Raw genomic sequence first — 23,456 nt, forward strand, 5'->3', positions numbered from 1 at the left:
TCATTTTAGCGATAATTCCGTCTTTTGCTGTTTCGTGCATGATTAAGTTGAGATAGACCATTCTTCATGGTATTTTAGAAATATTCCCTGCTATTATGTTTATAATAAGAGGGTATGGATTATCCTCTCAAATATATATCTTTCCTATTTTATCCACTTACATAGTTTATTGCTATTGACAATTAATGAGGTGATTATGTTGAAACGAATTGGCGTATTAACTAGCGGAGGGGACGCTCCTGGAATGAATGCAGCTGTCCGTGCCGTAGTCCGAAAGGCAATCTTCCATGAAATCGAAGTATATGGCGTTTTTGGCGGATATGCAGGCTTGATAAGCGGAAATATCAAGAAACTGGAGCTCGGTTCAGTCGGCGATATTATCCACCGCGGCGGCACAATGCTCTATTCAGCAAGATGCGAAGAGTTCAAGACAAAAGAAGGGCAGCAAAAGGGAATCGACCAGCTCAAGAAACATGGCATTGACGGCCTTGTCGTAATCGGCGGGGATGGCTCCTACATGGGCGCCAAAGCCCTGACTGAGCAAGGATATCCTTGTGTAGGGGTGCCGGGCACAATCGATAATGACATCCCTGGTACAGAGTTTACAATCGGCTTCGATACGGCTTTGAATACAGTAATTGATGCGATTGACAAAATCCGCGATACAGCTACGTCTCATGAAAGGACTTTCATCATTGAGGTGATGGGCCGGAATGCAGGCGATATCGCCCTATGGGCTGGCCTTGCAGGCGGAGCGGAAACCATTCTCATCCCGGAAGAAAATTATGATATGAATGATATTGCAGAACGCCTGCAAAAAGGGAATGAACGCGGCAAGAAGCACAGTATCATTGTGGTTGCCGAAGGTGTATGCAGCGGCCATGAGTTCGGAAAGCAGCTGAAAGAAGCCACCGGCACTGATAACCGGATTTCGACACTGGGCCATATCCAGCGCGGCGGATCTCCGACTGCTTTTGACCGTGTGCTGGCCAGCAGGCTCGGCGCCAGGGCTGTGGAATTGCTGCTGGATGGCAAAGGCGGCCGTGCAGTAGGCATGGAGCAGAATAAATTGGTTGATTATGATATTATTGAAGCATTGGGCAGAAAGCACACCGTCGACCTTGACTTGTACAAGCTGTCACAGGAGCTTTCCATTTAAAAAAATGGCGGAGGCTTGCGAGGAAGCCTCCCCGCCTTTTTCATCCGGGCCGGCTCAGGATCGGAATCAGCAGCCGGGATGCCTGGATTATAAACGCATGGCTTGCAGAAGCAAGCCCAGGCACAGTAAGTGGAATCTGACTGTGCAAATATATCAGGAGGTTTGTGAAATATGCGCAAAACGAAAATCGTGTGTACGATTGGCCCTGCCAGTGAAAGTATTGAGAAATTGACACAGCTGATTGAAGCTGGAATGAACGTTTCCCGTCTGAATTTTTCACACGGAGATTTTGAAGAACATGGAGCGAGGATCAAAAATATCCGCGAAGCTTCAAAGAGCACTGGCAAGACGGTCGCAATCCTGCTTGATACAAAAGGACCTGAAATCCGTACAAACAATATGGAAAACGGTGCAGTCGAGCTTGAAGCCGGAAATAATATCATTGTTTCAATGAATGAAGTTCTGGGGAATGCGGATAAATTTTCTGTTACATATGCTGGATTGATTGACGATGTCCACACAGGCTCTAAAATCCTGCTGGATGACGGCCTGATTGGATTAGAAGTAACAAAGATTGATAAGGCAAACAGTGAAATCCATACAAAGATTCTCAACAGCGGAACTTTGAAAAATAAAAAAGGCGTTAACGTTCCTGGCGTTTCTGTAAAGCTTCCAGGGATTACAGAGAAGGATGCGAATGATATCCTTTTTGGAATTGAGCAGGGAGTAGACTTCATTGCTGCATCATTCGTGCGCCGTGCTTCGGATGTTCTGGAAATCAGACAGCTGCTTGAAGATAATAATGCTTCACATATCCAAATCATCCCTAAGATCGAAAACCAGGAAGGCGTCGACAACATCGATGAAATCCTTGAAGTATCTGACGGTCTGATGGTAGCCCGCGGAGACCTTGGCGTTGAAATCCCTGCAGAAGAGGTTCCTCTTGTGCAAAAAAGCCTTATCAAGAAGTGCAATATTCAAGGCAAGCCTGTTATTACCGCTACACAGATGCTTGATTCCATGCAGCGCAATCCGCGCCCGACCCGTGCAGAAGCAAGCGACGTAGCTAATGCGATCTTTGATGGAACTGATGCCATCATGCTTTCCGGTGAAACAGCAGCAGGCACTTATCCGGTGGAAGCAGTGCAAACGATGCACAATATCGCTTCCCGTGCAGAATCAGCGCTTGATCATAAAGAAATCCTTTCAAACCGCAGCAAGGATAATGAACATAATATCACAGATGCAATCGGCCAGTCTGTGGCACATACAGCTTTGAATCTTGATGTTAATGCAATCATCACGCCAACAGAAAGCGGCCATACAGCAAGGATGATTTCAAAATACCGTCCTAAGGCACCGATCGTTGCGGTCACTTCCAAGGAATCTGTTACACGCCGCCTTTCATTGGTTTGGGGTGTTTATCCTCAGGTTGGACAGGAAGCTTCCACGACGGATGATATGCTCGATTCAGCTGTGCAGGAAAGCATGAACAGCGGACTTGTAGGTTCAGGCGACCTGGTTGTCATCACTGCAGGCGTCCCTGTTGGCGAGGCAGGTACAACAAATCTTATGAAGATCCACGTGATTGGCGATGCTGCACTGAGAGCACAGGGCATCGGCCGCAAATCAGCGTTCGGAAAAGTGGTTGTCGCAAAGGATGCGAAAGAAGCAAACGAAAAGGTCACTCAAGGCTCTATTCTAGTCACAGTCGGCTCTGACCGGGATATGGTTCCAGCCATTGAAAAATGCAGTGCCCTGATCACTGAAGAAGGCGGTTTGACAAGCCATGCAGCTGTTGTCGGCCTGAATCTTGGAATCCCTGTCATCGTGGGTGCGGAAAACGCCACTTCCATTTTCAAGGATGGCCAGGAAATCACTGTCGATTCACGAAGAGGCATTATCTATAATGGACATGCAAGCGTCCTGTAAGTAAGAAAGAGAAGAAGGGTTTTGCTGCCCTTCTTCTTTTTTTTTCGAAAATATTTATACTCTTGATCCGCTGCTCCTGCATAATTGGTCTTTTAGACCATACAGTTTTATAATAGAGACAGGCAGGTATTTTAGAAAACGTGCCTTCTGGCATGTAATCCATCACCTGTTCAAGACTGGAGGAAAAGAAATGCGCTATATTCTTCTGCTGTTGATCATCATCCCGGCAGCTGAAATAGGAGTTCTTCTGCTGTCAGGGAAGGTCATTGGTGTATGGCTGACCATCCTGCTCATCATTTGTACAGGTCTGCTGGGTGCTTACCTGGCAAAGAAGCAGGGGCTTGAGACAATCCGCAGGGTACAGGAGCAGCTCGGGCGGGGCCAGCTTCCGGGAGATGCGGTCCTGGATGGCATCTGCATCCTTGTCGGCGGCACACTGCTCCTGACGCCCGGATTTATTACAGATATAACTGGTTTCCTTCTGCTGCTGCCCCCTTCAAGGATATTTTTCAAAAATATCCTGATGAAAATCTTCAGGAGCAGAATCCAAAGAGGAAACATTAAGATTATCAGATAGAAAGAAAGTCTGCCCTGGAGCAGCGGGTTCCTTACCTCCCCGCTGCCTGGATGGCAGACTTTCTTCTTTACATTGCCTGTTCATACAGGCTTTCTCCGGTCATTCCCTTTAATGTAAAGCCACAAATCCCTGAAAACGCCTGCCTTATGGAGGGTCGTGATAATAACCAGGACTACAGGGCCGGCGATGAGGCCCAGAAAACCGATTGTCTTAAAGCCGACAAACAAAGCAACCAGGGTAGCAAGCGGATCCATGCCAATGCTGGAGGAAAGGACTTTCGGCTCCATGACCTGCCTTTGTACGAGCACGATGACATATAGGACCCCGAGACCCACTGCGGTGCTCATTTCTCCTGCAATGGCCTCGTAAATGATCCATGGGACGAAAATAAGGCCGGTGCCAAGGTAAGGGATGATGTCGACGATCCCTGCAACGAGGGCAATCGTGATGGCATAATCTACACGAAGGATGAGCAGCCCGATTAAAATGATGATGGCCGTGATAGAAACCAGGGTGGCCTGTGCTTTGACAAACCCGAATAAGGCCTTTTTCAGATCGGTGAAAACTGTTGCACTGCTGGCTATTGCCTTTTCAGGCAATAGCCTGTTCCCCAGGATGGATAGCCTGTACCAGTCTTTGCTGATGAAAAAAGTAGCCAAAAGGGAAAAAATCACGACCGATGCAGCATTAGGGAACCAGGAAAGGATATTCGGAATCTTTTCGAAAAACGATTGTATAAAAGATCCTGCGGTCGCTCCGAACCTGGAGCCTACATTTTGGATATTGGCAAGGATGGTATCCTTTTGTCCTGTATCCAGGCTGTTGAACATACTGGTGAGCTGATTGTAAAGCGGGATCAGCTGTCCGGCAAAAAAGTCTTCAGCATATGTAATCAGAGTTTCAAGATGATTCGGGACCACCTGTGCCAGGTAGTCTGCACCAGAGACGATCTCGGCAATCAGCAGGGTAATAAGACCGGCAAAAAAGGCAAAAATAAGAATCAGGCTGATAAGCACAGCGAGGGCCCTTGGCATCCGCCCTTTCCTGACGAGGAAATTGACAAGCGGATTCATGAGGAACGCAATGGCAAATCCGATTATAAACGGATAGGTTACCTTTGAAATATAAAATAAACCAGCCAGAAGCAGGAGGACTGCTCCAATAACTACAATAAACCTCAGGGATCGATTCAGATAAACAGTATTCAAACCGTTTTTCCTCCTTGGGATATTCAAATTTGCGCTGGCAGTGCAGCCCTCTGTCAGTACTGCACTATTCAGCAGGTGTCACATCATATTTACGTTCCCGGCTGGATTAAGATTCAGCACAGCCGGAAAAATTATGATCTTTTTGGTGCTGCCGATAAAGAAACCGGGATCAGCATCTAGTGACATATTCGTTGAAGTCTGCCCATTGTCCTGCTCTATATGCTGCAAAACGAAAAAGCGATTAAGCAGCACCAGCAGCATCAGAATCAGGAAGAAGACCTGCCTGGAAAGCAATGTGGCAGCATGTGCGGATTTTGAGGCAAATCGATAAAAAACCTTATTTATATTATGTTAAAATAATGAAAGTATGAAGGAAGGAAGAAGAACATGTCACAGTCGCTCATTTTTTTGATCCTGCTGCTGGCCATCGGGCTGGCTGCAAAAAACAACTCTCTTGTCCTCGCTGTCATGGTGCTGGTAGCTATAAAAGCCATAGGTGCTGATTCAAAGGTATTTTCCGTGCTGCAGTCTAAAGGAGTCAATTGGGGAGTTACGGTCATTACGATCGCGGTGCTGGCCCCGATTGCAAGCGGGGATATCGGTTTCAAGGAACTGACAGCAGCCTTTAAATCGCCGTATGCCTGGATTGCCCTGATTTCCGGAATGGCGGTCGCACTGATTGCAAAAGGCGGACTGACACTGCTGACCGAGGATCCGCATATTACGGCAGCGCTTGTCCTTGGGACCATCCTGGCCGTATCCCTGTTTAAGGGTGTCGCAGTCGGGCCATTGATCGGAGCTGGAATCGCTTACATGGCAATGAGACTATTTGAATTTCTAAAATAGTTTTCTCCAAAAATAATAATTTTTTCACATTTCGAGTGCCTTTTCGTTCACAAATATCAGATAATTGTTTATAATAGGACTTGTAAGCGTATCCTTTTAACAGTTTCCTGCCGCCAGAATCAGTAAAAGGCGGCAACGAAAAAATGAAAGCATTTTCTTTTTTTTTTAATACTGGTTCCGAGCAAGCGCTCGATATATCAGGCTTGCGGAGCTTTGTTCAAAAACCTGCAGCATCAGCTCTGCAGTCTATTACACAACAGGCTCGGTCGGGCTGAACAGAATGATCTTTTACCGGTGCTATTTTTGGACATGCCGGCATGTTTACAGGCATACCGGCAAGGGGAAAATCAATTTGTAAAGGAGAGGTTCATATGACAGCAACACGAGGACTTGAAGGGGTAGTGGCGACTACTTCCTCTATCAGCTCGATCATCGATGATACGCTCACTTATGTGGGATATAATATCGATGATCTGGCAGAAAATGCAAGTTTTGAAGAGGTAATCTATTTATTGTGGCACAGGAAGCTTCCGACTGCCAAACAATTGGAAGAGCTTAAGAATCAGCTGGCAGAGGATATGGAGCTTCCACAGGAAGTGCTTGAGCATTTCAAAATGTATCCGATTGATAAGGTGCATCCTATGGCAGCGCTGAGGTCAGCTGTGTCCCTGCTTGGCTTGTACGATGAGGAAGCAGATGAAATGAATGAAGAGGCCAATTACCGCAAAGCTGTCCGCCTGCAGGCCAAAATGCCTGCGATCGTTACGGCATTTGCACGTGTGCGCAAAGGGCTTGATCCGATCTCACCTAGAAAGGATCTCACTTTTGCTGCCAACTTCCTTTATATGCTTACTGGCAACGAGCCGGAAGATATCGCAGTGGAAGCTTTCAACAAGGCGCTTGTCCTTCATGCCGACCATGAGTTGAATGCATCGACTTTTACTGCCCGTGTCTGTGTAGCGACATTGTCTGACGTTTATTCCGGTGTCACTGCAGCCATCGGCGCCCTTAAAGGGCCTCTTCATGGAGGTGCAAACGAAGCTGTCATGAAGATGCTTACAGAAATCGGCGAATTGAATAACGTAGATTCATATATTCGTGAAAAGCTGGACAATAAAGAAAAAATCATGGGCTTTGGCCACCGTGTATACCGTAAAGGCGATCCGCGCGCCAAACATCTGAGGGAAATGTCTGAAAAGCTGACTCATCTGACTGGTGAGCCTCACTGGTACCAGATGTCAACACAGATTGAGGACATCGTGACAGGCGAGAAAGACCTTCCGCCGAATGTTGATTTTTATTCTGCTTCTGTTTATCACAGCCTGGGGATCGACCATGACCTGTTTACGCCGATCTTTGCCGTAAGCCGTGTGTCCGGATGGCTTGCCCACATTCTCGAGCAATACGAAAACAATCGCCTTATCCGTCCGCGCGCCGACTATACAGGACCTGGTATGCAGACATATGTGCCGGTTGCTGAACGCGGATAATACAGTAAACAATTTTACTTTTCAGTAAAAAATTGATGTAATAGAAGAAGGGAATTCGGATGCCTCTTTTTAGAGGGGATAGGATGGCAGCATGATAGAATGATAGGCTGTTCATTTCACTTCCGTTTCCAGGAGAAAACCGCGCACCGATCGGCATTCCGGCCAGCTTTATCGGGCTGGTCCCTATTGCCGGGATGATGTGTGCCGGCCTAAGCTTAAGAATTTGGAGGGAAAAACCATGCAAGGTGAAAAAATTACTGTAACGAACGGCGCTTTAAATGTGCCTAACAATCCTATCGTCCCATTTATCGAGGGCGATGGAACAGGACCGGATATTTGGGCTTCGGCATCAAGAGTATTGGATGCTGCAGTTGAGAAAGCTTATAATGGCGAGCGCAAAATCGTCTGGAAAGAGGTTCTTGCTGGTGAAAAGGCATTCAACCAGACTGGTGAATGGCTTCCATCTGAAACGCTTGAACAGATCAACGAATACCTGATTGCGATCAAAGGTCCGCTGACAACTCCAATCGGGGGCGGAATCCGTTCATTGAACGTTGCCCTTCGCCAGGAGCTTGACCTGTATGTCTGCCTGCGCCCTGTACGCTGGTTCGAAGGTGTTCCTTCTCCAGTCAAGCGTCCTCAGGATACTGATATGGTTATTTTCCGTGAAAATACGGAAGATATCTATGCAGGTATTGAATACGCAAAAGGCTCTGATGAAGTGAAGAAGCTGATCGGCTTCCTTCAAAACGAAATGGGCGTCAATAAGATCCGTTTCCCTGAGACATCAGGAATCGGCATCAAGCCAGTTTCTGAAGAAGGCACAAGCCGTTTAGTCCGTGCAGCTATTGATTATGCCATCAAGGAAGGCCGCAAATCAGTAACGCTTGTACATAAAGGCAATATCATGAAGTTCACAGAAGGCGCATTCAAAAACTGGGGCTATGAATTGGCTGAGAAAGAATACGGCGACAAAGTATTCACTTGGGCCCAGTATGACCGCATCAAAGAAGAGCAGGGCACAGAGGCTGCCAATAATGCACAGGCTGATGCAGAAGCTGCCGGCAAAATCATCGTTAAGGATGCCATTGCTGATATCTTCCTTCAGCAAATCCTTACACGTCCGCGCGAGTTTGATGTAGTGGCTACAATGAACCTGAACGGAGATTATATCTCTGATGCACTGGCTGCACAGGTAGGCGGCATCGGAATCGCTCCTGGAGCAAACATCAACTATGTAACAGGGCATGCCATCTTTGAAGCAACTCACGGAACTGCACCTAAATATGCAGGCCTTGATAAAGTCAATCCATCTTCAGTTATCCTGTCAGGCGTATTGATGCTTGAACATCTTGGCTGGACTGAAGCTGCAAACTTAATCGTCAAATCTATGGAAAATACAATCGCATCAAAAGTTGTGACATATGACTTTGCACGTCTGATGGACGGTGCGACAGAAGTGAAATGTTCTGAGTTCGGCGATGAGCTGATCAAGAACATGAAGTAAGACCAGCAGGAATTTTACAGGAGGCCGGTTCTCATCTGAGGACGGCCTCTTACATAATTGGAAATATCCGGCCGCCGCCCTGCCAGCTGCAGGCTGCGTGCCAAACCATTCCTTAAGGGGGAACATCTCATGACATTGAAACGCAAAAAGATTTCTGTAATCGGCGGAGGATTTACCGGAGCAACGACAGCTTTCCTGCTTGCCCAAAAGGAGCTTGGGGATGTTGTCCTTGTAGATATTCCTCAAATGGAAAACCCTACAAAAGGAAAAGCGCTTGATATGCTTGAAGCAAGTCCTGTTCAGGGCTTTGATGCCAATATAACAGGCACATCCAGCTATGAAGATACGAAGGATTCCGATATCGTGGTGATTACAGCCGGAATCGCCCGCAAGCCCGGCATGAGCCGCGACGATCTTGTTCAGACCAACCAAAAAATCATGAAAAGCGTCGCGCAGGAAATTGTAAAATATTCTCCTGACAGCTATATCATTGTCCTGACAAACCCGGTTGATGCCATGACCTATACAGTCTTCACAGAGTCAGGCTTCCCGAAAAACCGTGTAATAGGCCAGTCGGGCATCCTTGATACGGCGCGTTTCCGCACATTTGTCGCCCAGGAGCTGAACCTTTCCGTAAAGGATATTACTGGCTTCGTCCTTGGCGGGCATGGAGACGATATGGTGCCGCTAGTCCGCTATTCATATGCAGGGGGCATCCCGCTGGAAACATTAATTCCGAAGGACCGCCTGGATGCAATCGTTGAACGGACACGCAAAGGCGGAGGGGAAATCGTCAATCTTCTTGGAAACGGGAGCGCCTATTATGCTCCGGCTGCTTCTTTGGTGGAGATGTGCGAAGCAATCCTCAAAGATCAGCGGCGCGTGCTGCCTTCCATCGCTTATCTTGAAGGGGAATACGGTTATGAAGGCATTTATCTCGGCGTTCCAACCATCCTTGGAGCTAACGGGATTGAAAAGATCATTGAACTGGAACTGACAGAAGACGAAAAAGCTGCGCTGGATAAATCTGCGGAAGCTGTCCGGAATGTGATGGATGTGCTTGCTTGATAATCAATAGAATCGGGGGAATATCCCCGATTTTTTTAAAAGAAAATAACTGAATTATCAAACATAAAAATGAAAACGATTACAACAATTGGGGGTGCTCTTCCTTGCTTCTAGGAAAAAAGCGCAAACTGGGCAGGAGAATAGAAGAAATAACCGCAGGAGAAAAGCTTACATTGACTGAAAACATCGAGGACAAGGACCTGCTGCTTTATCTTGGCTTGACCAATGATGCCAATCCTCTTTATATCCAGCATGACTATGCTTCCCAGACGCCATATAAAAAACCGATCGTACCGAATATCATGCTGAATGGCATCATATCATCGGCCATTTCAAAGTATTTGCCTGGTCCGGGATCTCATATCCTTAAACAGGAAATTGAGTACCATAAACCTGTGTACCATTATTCTGTAATCGAATTTTTGTTTTTGGTGGATGACGTAAACCAAAGCAGCCACACAGTAACAATCAAAGTTAAGGCCATCACGGAAGAAGGCGAACTCGCATTAAGCGGTTCTCTCCTTGTGTGCCCTCCGTACCGCCTGGAAGGAATGGAAGGCAGCGCATTGGAAAACTTTTAATAGACGATATCGACAAGAGAATGATGCAAGGTTTATGGGACCCGGAATGGAAGCATTCCGGGTCTTTTAACATTTGTTCAGCTTAAATCTCTTGCCTGGACTGTCCATCGGCCCCAATCATCTAATGAATGATATTTCTTTCCCGGTATATTCCTTATTGCTTTTTCTCCAGCACCATATATTATAATAGAGCTGTGGTACTTGGGGTTTTTACAGGGGTAATACAGATTATTGGAGGCCTTTATGGATAAAAAAGTGCTAGTTGTTGATGATGAACAATCCATTGTCACCCTTTTGGAGTATAACCTGAAACAGGCAGGATATGAGGTAATCACTGCAATGGATGGAGAATCCGGCAAGGATTTTGCCCTGCAGGAAAGGCCGGATCTGATCGTACTGGATCTAATGCTGCCGAAGCTTAATGGTATAGAGGTCTGCAAGCAGCTTCGCCAGGAAAAAATACATATACCCATCCTGATGCTGACTGCAAAGGATGATGAATTTGATAAGGTGCTTGGCCTGGAGCTTGGCGCTGATGATTATATGACAAAACCTTTTAGTCCGAGAGAGGTTGTTGCCCGGGTAAAAGCAATCCTGCGCAGGACCCAGCTGACGGCCGGGCAGAAGGAGCATGAAGAGGATTCTGATTCTATCCGGATAGGCGGCCTGAAGATCTTCCCGGAGCATTATGAGGCATATTTCTCGGAAGAACTGCTGGAACTGACACCGAAGGAATTTGAACTCCTGCTTTACCTTGCCCAGAATAAAGGCAGGGTGCTGACGAGGGACCAGCTGCTGAGTGCTGTGTGGAATTATGATTTCGCAGGTGATACAAGAATCGTGGATGTGCATGTCAGCCATCTGCGGGAAAAGATTGAAGAGAACACGAAAAAGCCTGCTTATATAAAAACAATCAGGGGTCTCGGCTATAAATTGGAGGAGCCGAAGGGCTGATGACTAAATTCCGGACAAGGCTCCTTTTTGCTTTGATCACGCTTATCATTGCCGTTTTGGTAGGACTGGGACTTCTGCTGGGCCAGCTGTTTAAAAGCTATTATCTTAAGTCATTTGATGAAAGGCTCATCAAGGAAAGTGAGATGCTCTCTACCTATATTGAGGACAGCGGGGGAATTGATGCGCTGAGCCAAAAAACCATCCTGGACTTTGGGGAGATGCTGGACGTCCGTGTCACCATTGTCAATGGGGACGGTACCATCCGGTATGACAGCAAAGGTGAAAGGGAAGACATTGCCAGCAGGCATGAAGGCATTATAAAGGGAATCCTAAGCAAGACAGGCAGAGATGAGGAAGTCTTCGAGGTGGAAGGCGGCTTTGATCTGCATTATTATTGGAAGCCGATCATCCAGGGTGGAGAAAATGAAGGGTATATATTTCTCAGCTCACAGATGACAGAGCTGAAAAAAGCCTACAGGCAGATTTGGTGGATTTTGACCGTCAGCCTCGGGCTTGCACTGGCAGTCATCATCCTCCTCGGTTCAAAGATCGCTGCAAGATACACGAAGCCAATTGAATCTGCTACAAATGTCGCCATTGAGCTTGCAAAAGGAAATTACCGGGCAAGGACGTATGAGGACAATATAGATGAAACCGGAATGCTCAGCTCTTCGATCAATGTTCTTGCCAGAAATCTGCAGGATATGGTCAAGGCCCAGGAGATGCAGCAGGACCGGCTGGGAACTCTGATTGAAAATATGGGCAGCGGCCTAATTTTAATCGACAGCAGGGGCTATATCAGCCTTGTGAATAAGCCGTACTATGAAATCTTCAGCCTGGAGCCTCATGGCTATGTCGGCAATCTTTATTATGAAGTGATTGAACAGAAAGAAATAACCGACCTGGTTGAAGATATCTTCATGACAGAGCAGAAAACAAGAAAGCAAATGGTGATTCCTGTTGGGATTGAGCGCAAGCATTTTGAGGTGTATGGAGTCCCGATCATCGGAACGAATGATGTATGGAAAGGGATCCTGCTGGTTTTCCATGATATTACGGAATTAAAAAAGCTCGAACAGATGAGAAAGGACTTTGTTGCTAATGTTTCTCATGAGCTGAAGACACCGATCACCTCTATTAAGGGGTTTTCTGAAACACTGCTTGACGGTGCTATGAATGATAAAGCAGCGTTATCGGCTTTCCTGGACATTATATTGAAGGAAAGCGACCGCCTCCAGTCTCTCATCCAGGATCTGCTGGATCTCTCCAAAACAGAACAGCAGGGGTTCAGGCTTTCTGTCCAGGAGATGGATCTTTCCGGCTTGCTTGGCGAATGCCTGGCGATATTGAAGGGAAAGGCAAAAGATAAAGCTATTGATATAGAGTATACAGATGAATCGGGAAATGGATGGATTAATGGAGACCCGCACCGCCTGAAGCAGGTGTTCATCAACCTGCTGACCAATGCCATCACTTATACTCCTCAGGGCGGAAAAGTATCCGTATTGCTGGAGGAAAAGGGAGATAAGGTTCAGGTTGTGGTTAAGGATACAGGGATGGGAATTGAACAGGATGAAATTCCCCGGATTTTTGAACGGTTCTACAGGATCGACAAAGCAAGGAGCCGGAATTCCGGAGGCACTGGCCTCGGCCTTGCAATCGTTAAGCATCTCGTTGAGGCCCATAAAGGCAGCATTACGGTTGAAAGTGAAGTGGGGAAAGGGACAACTTTTAAAGTACAGCTGCATAGGGAAATTTCATAAATGCGTGCATAAGGGGATTTAAGTTTACACATTCTTTACATGGTATTTATTGTTCCTTAATATTCCATTGGTACAATCATTTATGAAAAACCCCTTCATCCAAGGAGCCAAACCAGAAAGACGAAAGCAGACCCCGCTTTCGTCTTTCGCCGTTTCTTCTGCTTTTTTTGTAATCTTATTGAAACCTTTCTGTTATATAGCCGTATTAACAGGCAGAGATAAAAACAGAAAGGGTGAGCAGGGAATGGTCAGCTTAAAAAGGATTTATACGATATCAGGCCTCGTGGTCCTGATTATCATACTAAGCATTGCAGCATTCACCACCTGGTATACAGTCGACGAATCTGAACAGGCTGTCATATTGACTTTCGGTGAAGTGGAACAGGGCATCAATGAGCCTGGACTGCATTTTAAAATGCCTTGGCCTATTCAATCAGTAGAAAAGCTATCAAAGGAAACCTTCAGCCTTCAATTCGGCTATGAAGAAAAAGATGGGAAGGTAAAGGAACATCCTAAAGATACAAAGATGATTACAGGGGATGAGAACATTGTCCATGCAGACCTTGTGGTGCAATGGAAAATTACAAATCCTGAAAAATTTCTTTTTAATGCTGATAATCCTGAAGAAGTCATGTATGATGCTACTTCTGCCTCATTAAGAAGCATCATAGGCAATTCTAAGATCGACGACGCCTTAACCTCAGGCAAGGCGCAAATCGAAGGGGATGTCAGGGAGATGCTGACATCTTTAATTGAAAAATATGATATTGGCATATCGATACTGGCAGTCAAACTCCAGGATGTCGAACTTCCCAATGATGAAGTCCGCAAGGCGTTCACCAATGTGACAGATGCCCGTGAGACAATGAATACTAAAATAAATGAAGCTAAAAAATATAAGAATAAAAGAATGAATGAGGCAGCCGGTGAAGAGGATGCCATGATCTCCAAGGCAAAAGGAGATAAAACTGCAAGGATCCAGGGAGCGACTGGTGATGTAGCAGTATTCAACAAGCTTTATGCAGAATATAAGAACAGCCCTGAAATAACAAGGGAGAGGCTGGTACTCGAAACGCTTGAGCAGGTTCTTCCAGGTGCTGAAATCTATATCATGAATGATGACGGCAATACGATGAAATATTTCCCGATCAGGCCACTTGAGAAGGAGCAGCCTAAGGCACCGGCAGAGGAAGGAAGTGAAAGCAATGGATGATCAGAATGTAGTGAATATAAATGAGCGCGGAAACGGGTTCCAATGGCGCAGCTATATTAAAGCAGGAATTTTTCTGGTTGTGGTCATCGCGGCACTGATCCTGATCTTTGCCAACCTTTTTATCGTGAAGGAAGGTGAGTACAGGGTTATCCGCCAGTTTGGAGAGGTAGTCAGGATTGAGAAGGATCCCGGACTCAGCTATAAACTTCCTTTCATCCAGAGTGTCACTTCCCTGCCGAAGTATCAGATGACATATGATGTCAATGAGGCGGAAATCAATACGAAAGACAAGAAAAGGATCATCATTGATAATTATGCCGTTTGGAGAATCGAGGATCCCAAGAAGCTGATCGCAAATGCCCAGACGATGGAAAAAGCAGAATCAAGGATGGAAGAATTCATCTACTCGGTGGTAAGGGCAGAGCTTGGGAATTTGGAATATGACGAAATCATCACTGATGATGAAGCCTCTTCCCGCGGTTCAATCAATGACAGGATCACTGAGCAGGTGAATGAGATGCTGTCCAGGGACCAGTACGGGATCGTTGTGACAGATGTCAGGATGAAAAGGACCGATCTGCCAAGCGAAAATGAGCAATCTGTTTATACAAGGATGATTTCTGAGCGGGATACTAAGGCGCAGGAATATCTTTCCCAGGGAGATGCACAGAATAACAGGATCGTTGCGGAAACTGACATGAACGTTAAGGAAATGCTCTCAAAGGCACAGGCTGAAGCAGAAACCATCCGTGCGGAGGGCGAGGCAGAAGCTGCCCGCATCTACAATCAGTCTTTTTCAAAGGATCCTGAATTCTACTCTCTATATAGAACACTTCAATCTTATAAAAAGACGATCAATGGGGAGTCTGTCATTGTGCTTCCTTCCGATTCACCGTATGCCCGCCTGCTGATGGGGTATACAAACTAGCAGTCAAATAGCTGCGCGCCGTTATTTTTCTTTCTTTATCCAGTCGTGATAAAATGAAAGAAGAATAACGGTTTTTTTGTTTTGCTTTTTTTTCTGCCAGTCTGAAGGCTAATTTTGGCTGGCTGAAGAATGAGGCGGCGCTGACAAGAGTGCGCTTCCCGGGCTTTCAAGAACTATGCTGCAAGGAGGATGGACCATTGGCTAAAAAGCTTGTATTGATTGATGGAAACAGTATTGCATACAGGGCCTTTTTCGCGCTTCCGCTGCTGAATAATGACAAAGGCATACATACAAATGCGGTTTACGGTTTTACTATGATGCTCATGCGCATCCTGGAGGATGAAGATCCTTCTCATATTCTGGTTGCTTTTGATGCAGGAAAAACAACCTTCCGCCATAAAACATTCACTGAGTATAAGGGGGGCAGGCAAAAAACTCCGCCGGAGCTGTCTGAACAATTCCCGTTCATCCGTGATTTGCTTGATGCTTATCAGATTCCGCGCTATGAGCTTGAGAATTATGAGGCGGATGATATCATCGGCACCCTTTCCCTCCAGGCAGAGCAGGAGGGCTTCGAGGTGAAAGTCATTTCCGGGGATAAGGATTTGACCCAGCTAAGCTCTGAACATACTACCGTTGGAATCACCCGCAAGGGAATAACCGATATCGAAGAATATACTCCGGAACATATCCGGGAAAAATATGGCCTGTCGCCTGGCCAGATCATTGATATGAAAGGCCTGATGGGGGACAGCTCAGACAATATCCCAGGAGTGCCCGGTGTAGGAGAGAAAACAGCCATCAAGCTGCTGAAGGAGTTTGAGACGCTTGAAAATCTGCTTGGATCAATCGATCGTGTAAGCGGCCAGAAGCTGAAGGAAAAGCTTGAGGAGCATAAGGATCTGGCAGTGATGAGCAAGGAGCTTGCCACCATCACAAGGGAAGCGCCTGTTGAAGTGAAGGTAGAGGATGCGGGCTATTCAGGCTACGACCAGGCCAAAGTCGTTACTCTTTTCAAAGATCTCGGATTCAACTCGCTTCTTGAGAAGATCGGCGGGGAATTACCAGAAGAAACTGCTGCGCCCCTTGAGGATGTCCAGTTTGAAACAGCAGAAAATATCCTTGACGATTTATTTGCAGACGAAACTGCTTTTTATGTCGAGATGCTTGAAGAGAATTATCATACTGCCGAAATAGCCGGCTTCTCGGCAGCAAGCGGAAATGGAGTCTATTTTATTCCTGTTGAGCTTGCTTTAAATTCTGAGGCCTTTAAGAAATGGGCCGAGGACGAGTCTAAAAAGAAGATTGTCTATGATGCCAAGCGAACGGAGGTTTCCCTGCGCCATCACGGCATCCACTTAAAAGGAGTGGAGTTTGACCTTCTTATCGCTTCCTATATCATCAATCCGTCAGAATCAATCGAAGACTTTGCTTCTGTTGCTAAACGCCATGGGTACAATGGTGTACAGACGGATGATGCTGTCTACGGGAAGGGTGCAAAAAGAAAAATTCCTGCACAGGAAGAGCTGGCGGGGCATCTTGCCAGAAAAGCTGCAGCACTGGAAGCCCTTAGGGACAAGCTTGAAGATGAGTTAAAGGAAAATCGGCAGTATGAGCTTTTTTATGATCTGGAAATGCCGCTTTCGCTTATTCTGGCTGATATGGAGTCGCAGGGCGTCAAAGTCGACCTTGAAAGGCTTCAGGCGATGGGAGAACAGATCAATCAGAAGCTGGGCGATATTGAAGAGCGCATCCACGAGCTCGCGGGCGAGGCTTTCAACATTAATTCTCCTAAGCAGCTTGGGGTCATCCTCTTTGAAAAGCTGGGCCTGCCTCCTGTTAAAAAGACAAAGACAGGGTATTCTACTTCTGCTGATGTTCTGGAAAAGCTGGAAGAGAAGCATGGAATCATCAGGGAGATCCTGCAGTACAGGCAGCTCGGCAAACTGCAGTCGACTTATATCGAAGGGCTGCTGAAGGTGACGGACAAGAAAACAGGGAAGGTTCATACCCGCTTTAATCAGGCACTCACACAAACGGGGCGCCTCAGCTCGACGGATCCGAACCTGCAGAATATCCCGATCCGGCTGGAAGAGGGCAGAAAGATCAGGCAGGCATTTGTACCTTCTGAAAAAGGCTGGGTCATTTTTGCTGCCGACTATTCCCAGATCGAGCTAAGGGTGCTTGCGCATATTGCTGGCGATGATAAGCTGATCGAAGCTTTCCGTGAAGATCAGGATGTCCATACAAAGACAGCTATGGAGGTATTCCATGTTTCAGAAGGCGAAGTGACTTCAAACATGAGGCGCCACGCTAAAGCAGTCAACTTTGGGATTGTATATGGAATAAGCGATTATGGGCTGTCGCAAAGCCTCGGAATTACAAGGAAGGAAGCCGGGCAGTTCATCGACCGTTACCTGGAAAGCTATCCTGGAGTCCGCGAGTATATGGACGATATCATCCAGGAGGCAAAACAGAAGGGATATGTTTCGACCCTTCTTCATAGAAGAAGATATCTTCCTGAGATTACAAGCCGGAATTTCAATCTAAGAAGCTTTGCAGAGCGTACAGCCATGAATACGCCGATACAGGGCAGTGCTGCCGATGTCATCAAGAAAGCCATGATTGACATGGCCGATCGGCTTCGTGAAGAAGGACTGCAGGCCCGCCTTCTTTTATCGGTGCACGATGAATTGATCTTTGAGGCGCCTGAGGAAGAAATTGAGGTACTGAAGAGAATTGTGCCCGACGTGATGGAAAATACAGTAGATCTGGATGTCCCGCTAAAGGTCGACTTCTCATACGGGCCGACATGGTTTGATGCAAAATAGTAGGAAGAAGCAAGCGCTTGGTACAGCCGGGCGCTTTCTTCCTTCCCAACAGTCGGGGCCCGCAGATAGAAGAAAGGAGAATGAATCATGCCTGAATTGCCTGAAGTAGAAACAGTCAGGAAAACATTGAAAGAGCTTGTCAGCGGCAAAGAAATCGAGCAGGTGTCCATCCATTGGCCGAAGATGATCAAGCAGCCAGGCGAAGCTGAGCAGTTTGCCGATGCCCTTGCCGGACAGAATATCCTGGATGTCGGGAGGCGGGGAAAATTCTTGATCATTTACACAGATGATTATGCTTTGGTTTCCCATCTTCGCATGGAAGGCAAGTATGCTCTCTATTCAAAAGAAGAGGACAAGGATAAGCATACCCATGTTATCTTCCATTTCACAGACGGCTCTGAACTCCGCTACAGGGATGTAAGGAAGTTCGGGACAATGCATCTGTTTGCCAAGGGAGAGGAATTTGCGAGTCTGCCCCTGTCCCAGCTGGGGCCTGAGCCGTTTTCGGAAGAATTTACTCCCCGGTTTCTGCAGCAGCGGCTGGCCGGCACCAATAGAGCGGTCAAAACTGCCCTTTTAGATCAGAAAGCAGTCGTCGGACTTGGGAATATATATGTGGATGAGGCGCTGTTCAGAGCAGGCATCCACCCTGAAAGGCTGGCCAGTTCTCTTTCTGATGATGAAATCGGCAGGCTGCATAAGGAGATTGTCGCCACACTTTCTGAAGCAGTTGAGAAGGGGGGAAGCACCATCAGGTCTTATGTGAATTCACAGGGCCAGATCGGCATGTTCCAGCTCGAGCTTTTCGTCTACGGGCGAAAAGGAGAGGAATGCAAATCGTGCGGCAGCACACTCGAAAGAATAATCGTCGGCGGGCGGGGCACAGTCTTCTGCCCTGTGTGCCAGGTGAAGTAGGGGAGTCTTTATAGGGGCTGGGCAAGCCGCTTCCGCATTTCGATTGTCCAGCTGCGGGCGCTAGCCCCTCGAGTCATAAGCCAATCAGGCCAGAAGGTTAAAGAACAACCTTCCGTCCTGCTTGTCTTATGCTTGTCGGGGCTGAGCAAGCGCCCTCCGCATTTCGATTGTCCAGCTGCAGCGGCTAGGGACTCGAGTCATAAGTCACCCAGGAATTATAGGCAAAGAACGCCTTTTATTCCTGGGCGCCTTATGCTTGTCGTCCCTGGGCAAGCCGCTTCCGCATTTCGATTGTCCAGCTCCAGCGGCTAGAGCCTCGAGTCATAAGCCGCTTTGGAACCGAAGGCAAAGAACGCCTTCAATTCCAAAGCGTCTTATGCTTGTCGGCTCTGAGCAAGCCGCTTCCGCATTTCGATTTGTCCAGCTGCGGGCATAGCCCCTCGAGTCATAAGCCAATCAGGCCAGAAGGTTAAAGAACAACCTTCCGTCCTGCTTGTCTTATGCTTGAGGCCCACAGGATGTGGGTCATGCAGACGTTGCCACAGGACGTGGCGTTCTTAGTCTGCGTTCCTCAGTGAGCAAGCGCCCTCCGCCTTTCGATTGTCCAGCTGCAGCGGCTAGGGACTCGAGTCATAAGTCACCCAGGAATTAAAGGCAAAGAACGCCTTTTATTCCTATGCGCCTTATGCTTGTCGTCCCTGGGCAAGCCGCTTCCGCATTTCTAATAACATTGGATTGGCTTCTTCCATATACTATCCTAGCGATTTACAGGAGGAAGGAGCATGATCCATGGTACACACTCTCTCACTTCTTATGCTTGCATTTGCTGTCAGTCTTGACAGTTTCAGTGTTGGCTTGACATATGGGTTAAGGAAAATGAGCATACCCTTAAAGTCGATTTTGATTATTGCCTGCTGTTCGGCTATCACGCTTATAACAGCAATGACCATCGGCCATGTGATCGAGAGTTTTCTCTCACCTCAAGCTGCCGAGAGTCTTGGCGGAATTCTTTTGATTCTCCTTGGAGCCTGGGTCTTATACCAGTTTTTCCGTCCGGAAAAATCAAAGGATGTACTTCCCCACGAAAAAACAATTGTTAATTTTGAAATTAAATCATTAGGTCTTGTTATAAACATCCTGCAAAAGCCGATGGCTGCCGATTTTGACAAATCTGGCACGATTACAGGGATTGAAGCATTTATGCTGGGCCTTGCCTTATCTTTGGATGCATTTGGAGCCGGGATAGGAGCCGCTATGCTGGGCTATTCTCCTGGCTATCTAGCCGCCGCGGTGGCTGCGATGAGCTCGCTTTTTGTTTTTGCTGGAATGAAGATCGGCGCCATTTTCAGCCACAGCAGCTGGGTGCAGCGGTTTTCTTTCATACCTGGGCTTTTGCTGATCGTCATTGGAATCTGGAAAATATAACGAGTCCGGAAAGGACAGAATATGCCGTTAGTAATAGGGTTGACCGGAGGCATCGCCAGCGGAAAAAGTACCGTATCCGCCATGCTGATGGAAAAAGGGATTACGGTCATTGATGCAGACTTGGAAGCAAGGCTTGCGGTGGAAAAGGGAGAAGAAGCCTATGATGGTATTGTCAGCCGCTTTGGAACCGAGATACTGCAGCCCGATGGAGAAATTGACCGTACAAAGCTAGGCGCTATCATTTTTCATAATGAAGAGGAACGGCTTGCTCTTAATGCGATCGTCCATCCTGCTGTCCGTAAAAGGATGCTGGAGAAAAAAGAACAGGCCATCCAAAAAGGGGAGCAGCTTGTAGTGCTGGATATACCGCTGCTGTTCGAAAGCAAGCTGGAACATTTGGCTGATAAAACATTGCTTGTTTATACAAATGGGGAAACTCAGCTGAGGCGTCTGATGAACCGGAATTCTTTAAGTGAGGAAGAAGCGGAGGCACGAATCAATTCTCAAATGCCTCTTTCTGAAAAAGTCAGGCTGGCAGATGCCGTCATTAATAATAATGGCACCCTTGAAGAGACGAGGGAGCAGTTGTTGGAGCTGCTGGATCAGTGGCAGCCGGAGGAAAAGGGGAAGAGCTGATGCCTTCCCTCTTTTTTATGCTTAATGAAGCTAAATGTTTATAGCTTTTTCTTTGGTCTTTCCGTTCATAAAAGGCATGAAGCAGACTATATTGAACTAAGGTCCAAAAGTATTATTCTGAATAATTAGACTTTTTGAAAATGTGCACAATCATGAGCACAAAAGCTTTTATATATGTTATACTAATCGTAAGGATAAACAGCTAAAGTATAACACTTATTCGGAAGGGGCCGTATAATGATGGCGAGAATAGCGATTAATGGTTTTGGAAGGATCGGAAGAATGGTGTTCAGAAAGGCAATTATGGAGGAAAATCTTGAAATTGCAGCAATCAACGCCAGCTATCCTGCTGAAACTCTGGCTCATTTAATCAAATATGATACGAATCACGGTATGTTTGAAGGTGAAGTGATTCCTGAAAATAATGCAATTGTCGTAAACGGGAAGCGCATCAGGCTGCTGGCAAGCAGAGATCCCCTTGAACTCCCGTGGAGGGACCTGGAAATCGATATTGTCATTGAAGCAACAGGCAAATTCAATTCCCGCGAAAAAGCAGCGCTCCATTTAGAGGCAGGGGCTAAAAAGGTTATACTGACTGCCCCGGGTAAAAATGAGGATGTTACCATTGTGATGGGAGTAAATGAAAGCGCATTAAATATATATGAGCATGACATCATTTCTAACGCATCTTGCACCACAAATTGCCTGGCGCCTGTCGCAAAGGTGCTTGATGAAAAGTTCGGGATTGAAAACGGACTGATGACTACCGTCCATGCCTACACAAACGATCAGAAAAATATCGACAATCCGCATAAGGACCTGCGCCGTGCACGAGCATGCGGACAATCGATCATTCCGACATCGACAGGCGCTGCCAAAGCCCTTTCCCTCGTCCTGCCCCAGCTGAAGGGCAAGCTTCATGGAATGGCCCTCCGTGTGCCGACGCCAAATGTGTCCTTGGTTGACCTTGTGGTGGACCTGAATAAAGAAGTGACGGCCGACGAAATCAACGATGCCTTTGAAGCTGCAGCCAGAGGAAGCATGAAGGGCATTCTGGATATCACAGCAGAGCCGCTCGTATCTGTCGACTTTAATACAAATGAACATTCTGCCATCATTGACGGCCTTTCAACAATGGTCATCGGCCCCAATAAAGTAAAAGTGCTCGCCTGGTATGACAACGAATGGGGCTACTCCTGCCGTGTCGTCGACCTCGTCAACTTCGTCGCCGGAAAAATGGCTAAACTAACAGAAGTAAAAGCAGGCTGACCATACCGGAAAATTGTAAGCCAATACTTGTTTATTAAAGCATGCTTAATTAGAAAACAGGGGAACGGGAAAACTATTCCGTACCCCTTATTTTTATTTTTTTTTGAATTCAGCTTGTATTAGGCTTTTGCCTTTAAAAATTTTTAAAAACCAGTTGATTGCAGTGGAAGGCACGAAGACTCCTGCGGGATTGCAGCGGCAAAGCTGAGACCCCGCAAGAGCTTGCTCTGAGGAGGCTCAGCGCCGCCCCGCGGAAAGCGAAGTGCCTGGAACGGAAATCAACCCCCATACCTAAAGCTAACCCCTCCAAAAACCAGCTTTTTAAGGCTTATTCCAGTCTTTTTCCATCTATTATTCAAGACAAACTGCACATCTAAAAAAATCAAAAACTCCTGTTGCAAAAAAAATATAAACAAAGTATACTATTCCTCGTGAACTTCTTGAATTTTGGCAGTGATGGCTACTTAAAGGGTTAGGACCTCTCTGGACTAACTTTCCCCCGTGGTAGTTGTTGGCCAGTAAAAATGAAGAAGCTCATTAATTCGCTTGTATTTTTAAAAAGGGGGAAATTTGAATATGGAAACAATGGGCCGTCATGTTATTTCAGAGCTATGGGGCTGCGATTTTGAAAAGTTGAATGATATGGAATTTATTGAACAGACATTTGTAGGGGCTGCATTGAAATCTGGTGCAGAAATCCGCGAAGTCGCGTTCCACAAGTTTGCGCCGCAGGGTGTAAGCGGAGTGGTAATCATTTCCGAATCTCATCTAACCATCCACAGCTTCCCGGAGCATGGCTATGCAAGCATTGATGTATACACATGCGGAGATCTTGATCCTAACATTGCTGCAGATTATATTGCAGAAGAGTTAGGCGCTCAAACGCGTGAGAATATCGAAATTCCTCGCGGTATGGGTCCTGTTCAAGTTAAGCAAGCTCAAGCAAACGCACTATGAAAATGACAAACTGATAAACTGACAAATCAAAGGGGTGTATCCGTACACCTCTTTTTATATTGGCCGGACAGCAGGCAGCACGGTCTCTAAAAAAAAATAGATGGTTTTTACAGCTGCGGTTACTGCCTAGCTCAGCGCCTGCCCCCTAAAGGTCACAAGCCGGCCTTCCCCAAAAGGCAAAGAGCGCCTTTCCGGGA

20 protein-coding genes are annotated in these 23,456 nt (G+C 46.7%); 18 read left to right on the plus strand and 2 right to left on the minus strand.

The annotated features are described in order from the left end of the window. The first annotated feature begins 199 nt into the window (after positions 1-199). The 3 genes from pfkA to LCM00_RS04895 all read left to right on the plus strand — a co-directional run bounded on the left by pfkA (position 200) and on the right by LCM00_RS04895 (position 3,668). Entirely contained in the window at positions 200-1,159 is a 960-nt protein-coding gene (gene pfkA / locus LCM00_RS04885) for a 6-phosphofructokinase (RefSeq protein WP_224899306.1), read from the plus strand. 171 nt (positions 1,160-1,330) lie between these two features. Continuing rightward, positions 1,331-3,091 carry a pyruvate kinase gene (gene pyk, locus LCM00_RS04890; protein ID WP_224898463.1) on the plus strand — a complete coding sequence of 587 codons (1,761 nt, stop codon included), beginning with the start codon at positions 1,331-1,333 and terminating at the stop codon, positions 3,089-3,091. A gap of 190 nt (positions 3,092-3,281) precedes the next feature. Further along, on the plus strand, positions 3,282-3,668 hold the full coding sequence (locus tag LCM00_RS04895; RefSeq protein WP_224898465.1) for an FxsA family protein: 387 nt from the start codon (positions 3,282-3,284) through the stop codon (positions 3,666-3,668). An 80-nt stretch (positions 3,669-3,748) separates the two neighbouring features. On the opposite strand, the gene ytvI is transcribed toward LCM00_RS04895, so the two are convergent. Continuing rightward, complete coding sequence (gene ytvI, locus LCM00_RS04900; RefSeq protein ID WP_224898467.1) at positions 3,749-4,876, minus strand: sporulation integral membrane protein YtvI; 1,128 nt, start codon at positions 4,874-4,876, stop codon at positions 3,749-3,751. A 78-nt stretch (positions 4,877-4,954) separates the two neighbouring features. Beyond that, positions 4,955-5,170 carry a hypothetical protein gene (locus LCM00_RS04905; protein ID WP_224898469.1) on the minus strand — a complete coding sequence of 72 codons (216 nt, stop codon included), beginning with the start codon at positions 5,168-5,170 and terminating at the stop codon, positions 4,955-4,957. 93 nt (positions 5,171-5,263) lie between these two features. Here LCM00_RS04905 and LCM00_RS04910 point away from each other — a divergent pair, with 93 nt between their 5' ends. The 15 genes from LCM00_RS04910 (at position 5,264) to speD (ending at position 23,259) form a co-directional block, all read left to right on the plus strand. Further along, positions 5,264-5,722 carry a DUF441 domain-containing protein gene (locus LCM00_RS04910; protein WP_224898471.1) on the plus strand — a complete coding sequence of 153 codons (459 nt, stop codon included), beginning with the start codon at positions 5,264-5,266 and terminating at the stop codon, positions 5,720-5,722. Between the two features lie 371 nt (positions 5,723-6,093). After that, a complete protein-coding gene (gene citZ, locus LCM00_RS04915) occupies positions 6,094-7,212 on the plus strand; it encodes a citrate synthase (RefSeq protein ID WP_224898473.1) in 1,119 nt (372 codons plus the stop codon). Positions 7,213-7,450: 238 nt separating this feature from the next. Further along, on the plus strand, positions 7,451-8,719 hold the full coding sequence (icd, locus tag LCM00_RS04920) for an NADP-dependent isocitrate dehydrogenase (RefSeq protein ID WP_224898475.1): 1,269 nt from the start codon (positions 7,451-7,453) through the stop codon (positions 8,717-8,719). A 129-nt stretch (positions 8,720-8,848) separates the two neighbouring features. After that, entirely contained in the window at positions 8,849-9,787 is a 939-nt protein-coding gene (mdh, locus tag LCM00_RS04925; protein WP_224898477.1) for a malate dehydrogenase, read from the plus strand. A gap of 104 nt (positions 9,788-9,891) precedes the next feature. Further along, the gene (locus LCM00_RS04930; protein WP_224898479.1) at positions 9,892-10,368 is read left to right on the plus strand and encodes a MaoC/PaaZ C-terminal domain-containing protein; all 477 of its coding nucleotides are present in this window, start codon (positions 9,892-9,894) and stop codon (positions 10,366-10,368) included. Between the two features lie 243 nt (positions 10,369-10,611). After that, the gene (locus LCM00_RS04935) at positions 10,612-11,322 is read left to right on the plus strand and encodes a response regulator transcription factor (RefSeq protein WP_224898481.1); all 711 of its coding nucleotides are present in this window, start codon (positions 10,612-10,614) and stop codon (positions 11,320-11,322) included. Beyond that, positions 11,322-13,085 (plus strand): two-component system histidine kinase PnpS, encoded by a 1,764-nt coding sequence (gene pnpS, locus LCM00_RS04940; protein ID WP_224898483.1) that lies wholly within the window; start codon positions 11,322-11,324, stop codon positions 13,083-13,085. Before LCM00_RS04935 ends, pnpS begins: the two co-directional genes overlap by 1 nt. Before the next feature lie 244 nt (positions 13,086-13,329). Beyond that, positions 13,330-14,298, plus strand: coding sequence for an FtsH protease activity modulator HflK (gene hflK, locus LCM00_RS04945; RefSeq protein WP_224898485.1), 969 nt, complete (start codon positions 13,330-13,332; stop codon positions 14,296-14,298). Further along, a complete protein-coding gene (hflC, locus tag LCM00_RS04950; RefSeq protein ID WP_224898487.1) occupies positions 14,291-15,226 on the plus strand; it encodes a protease modulator HflC in 936 nt (311 codons plus the stop codon). Before hflK ends, hflC begins: the two co-directional genes overlap by 8 nt. A 197-nt stretch (positions 15,227-15,423) precedes the next feature. Further along, the gene (gene polA, locus LCM00_RS04955) at positions 15,424-18,057 is read left to right on the plus strand and encodes a DNA polymerase I (protein ID WP_224898489.1); all 2,634 of its coding nucleotides are present in this window, start codon (positions 15,424-15,426) and stop codon (positions 18,055-18,057) included. A gap of 87 nt (positions 18,058-18,144) precedes the next feature. Continuing rightward, positions 18,145-18,972 (plus strand): DNA-formamidopyrimidine glycosylase, encoded by an 828-nt coding sequence (gene mutM / locus LCM00_RS04960; protein WP_224898491.1) that lies wholly within the window; start codon positions 18,145-18,147, stop codon positions 18,970-18,972. Positions 18,973-19,761: 789 nt separating this feature from the next. Continuing rightward, complete coding sequence (gene ytaF, locus LCM00_RS04965; protein ID WP_224898493.1) at positions 19,762-20,397, plus strand: sporulation membrane protein YtaF; 636 nt, start codon at positions 19,762-19,764, stop codon at positions 20,395-20,397. A gap of 21 nt (positions 20,398-20,418) precedes the next feature. Beyond that, positions 20,419-21,033 (plus strand): dephospho-CoA kinase, encoded by a 615-nt coding sequence (gene coaE, locus LCM00_RS04970; RefSeq protein ID WP_224898495.1) that lies wholly within the window; start codon positions 20,419-20,421, stop codon positions 21,031-21,033. 237 nt (positions 21,034-21,270) lie between these two features. Beyond that, entirely contained in the window at positions 21,271-22,302 is a 1,032-nt protein-coding gene (locus tag LCM00_RS04975) for a glyceraldehyde-3-phosphate dehydrogenase (protein ID WP_224898497.1), read from the plus strand. Between the two features lie 576 nt (positions 22,303-22,878). Continuing rightward, a complete protein-coding gene (speD, locus tag LCM00_RS04980; protein WP_009791374.1) occupies positions 22,879-23,259 on the plus strand; it encodes an adenosylmethionine decarboxylase in 381 nt (126 codons plus the stop codon). Positions 23,260-23,456 lie beyond the last annotated feature (197 nt).

This window comes from Bacillus infantis (genome assembly GCF_020171945.1).
In the GTDB taxonomy this organism is placed as follows: domain Bacteria; phylum Bacillota; class Bacilli; order Bacillales; family Cytobacillaceae; genus Bacillus_AB; species Bacillus_AB infantis_A.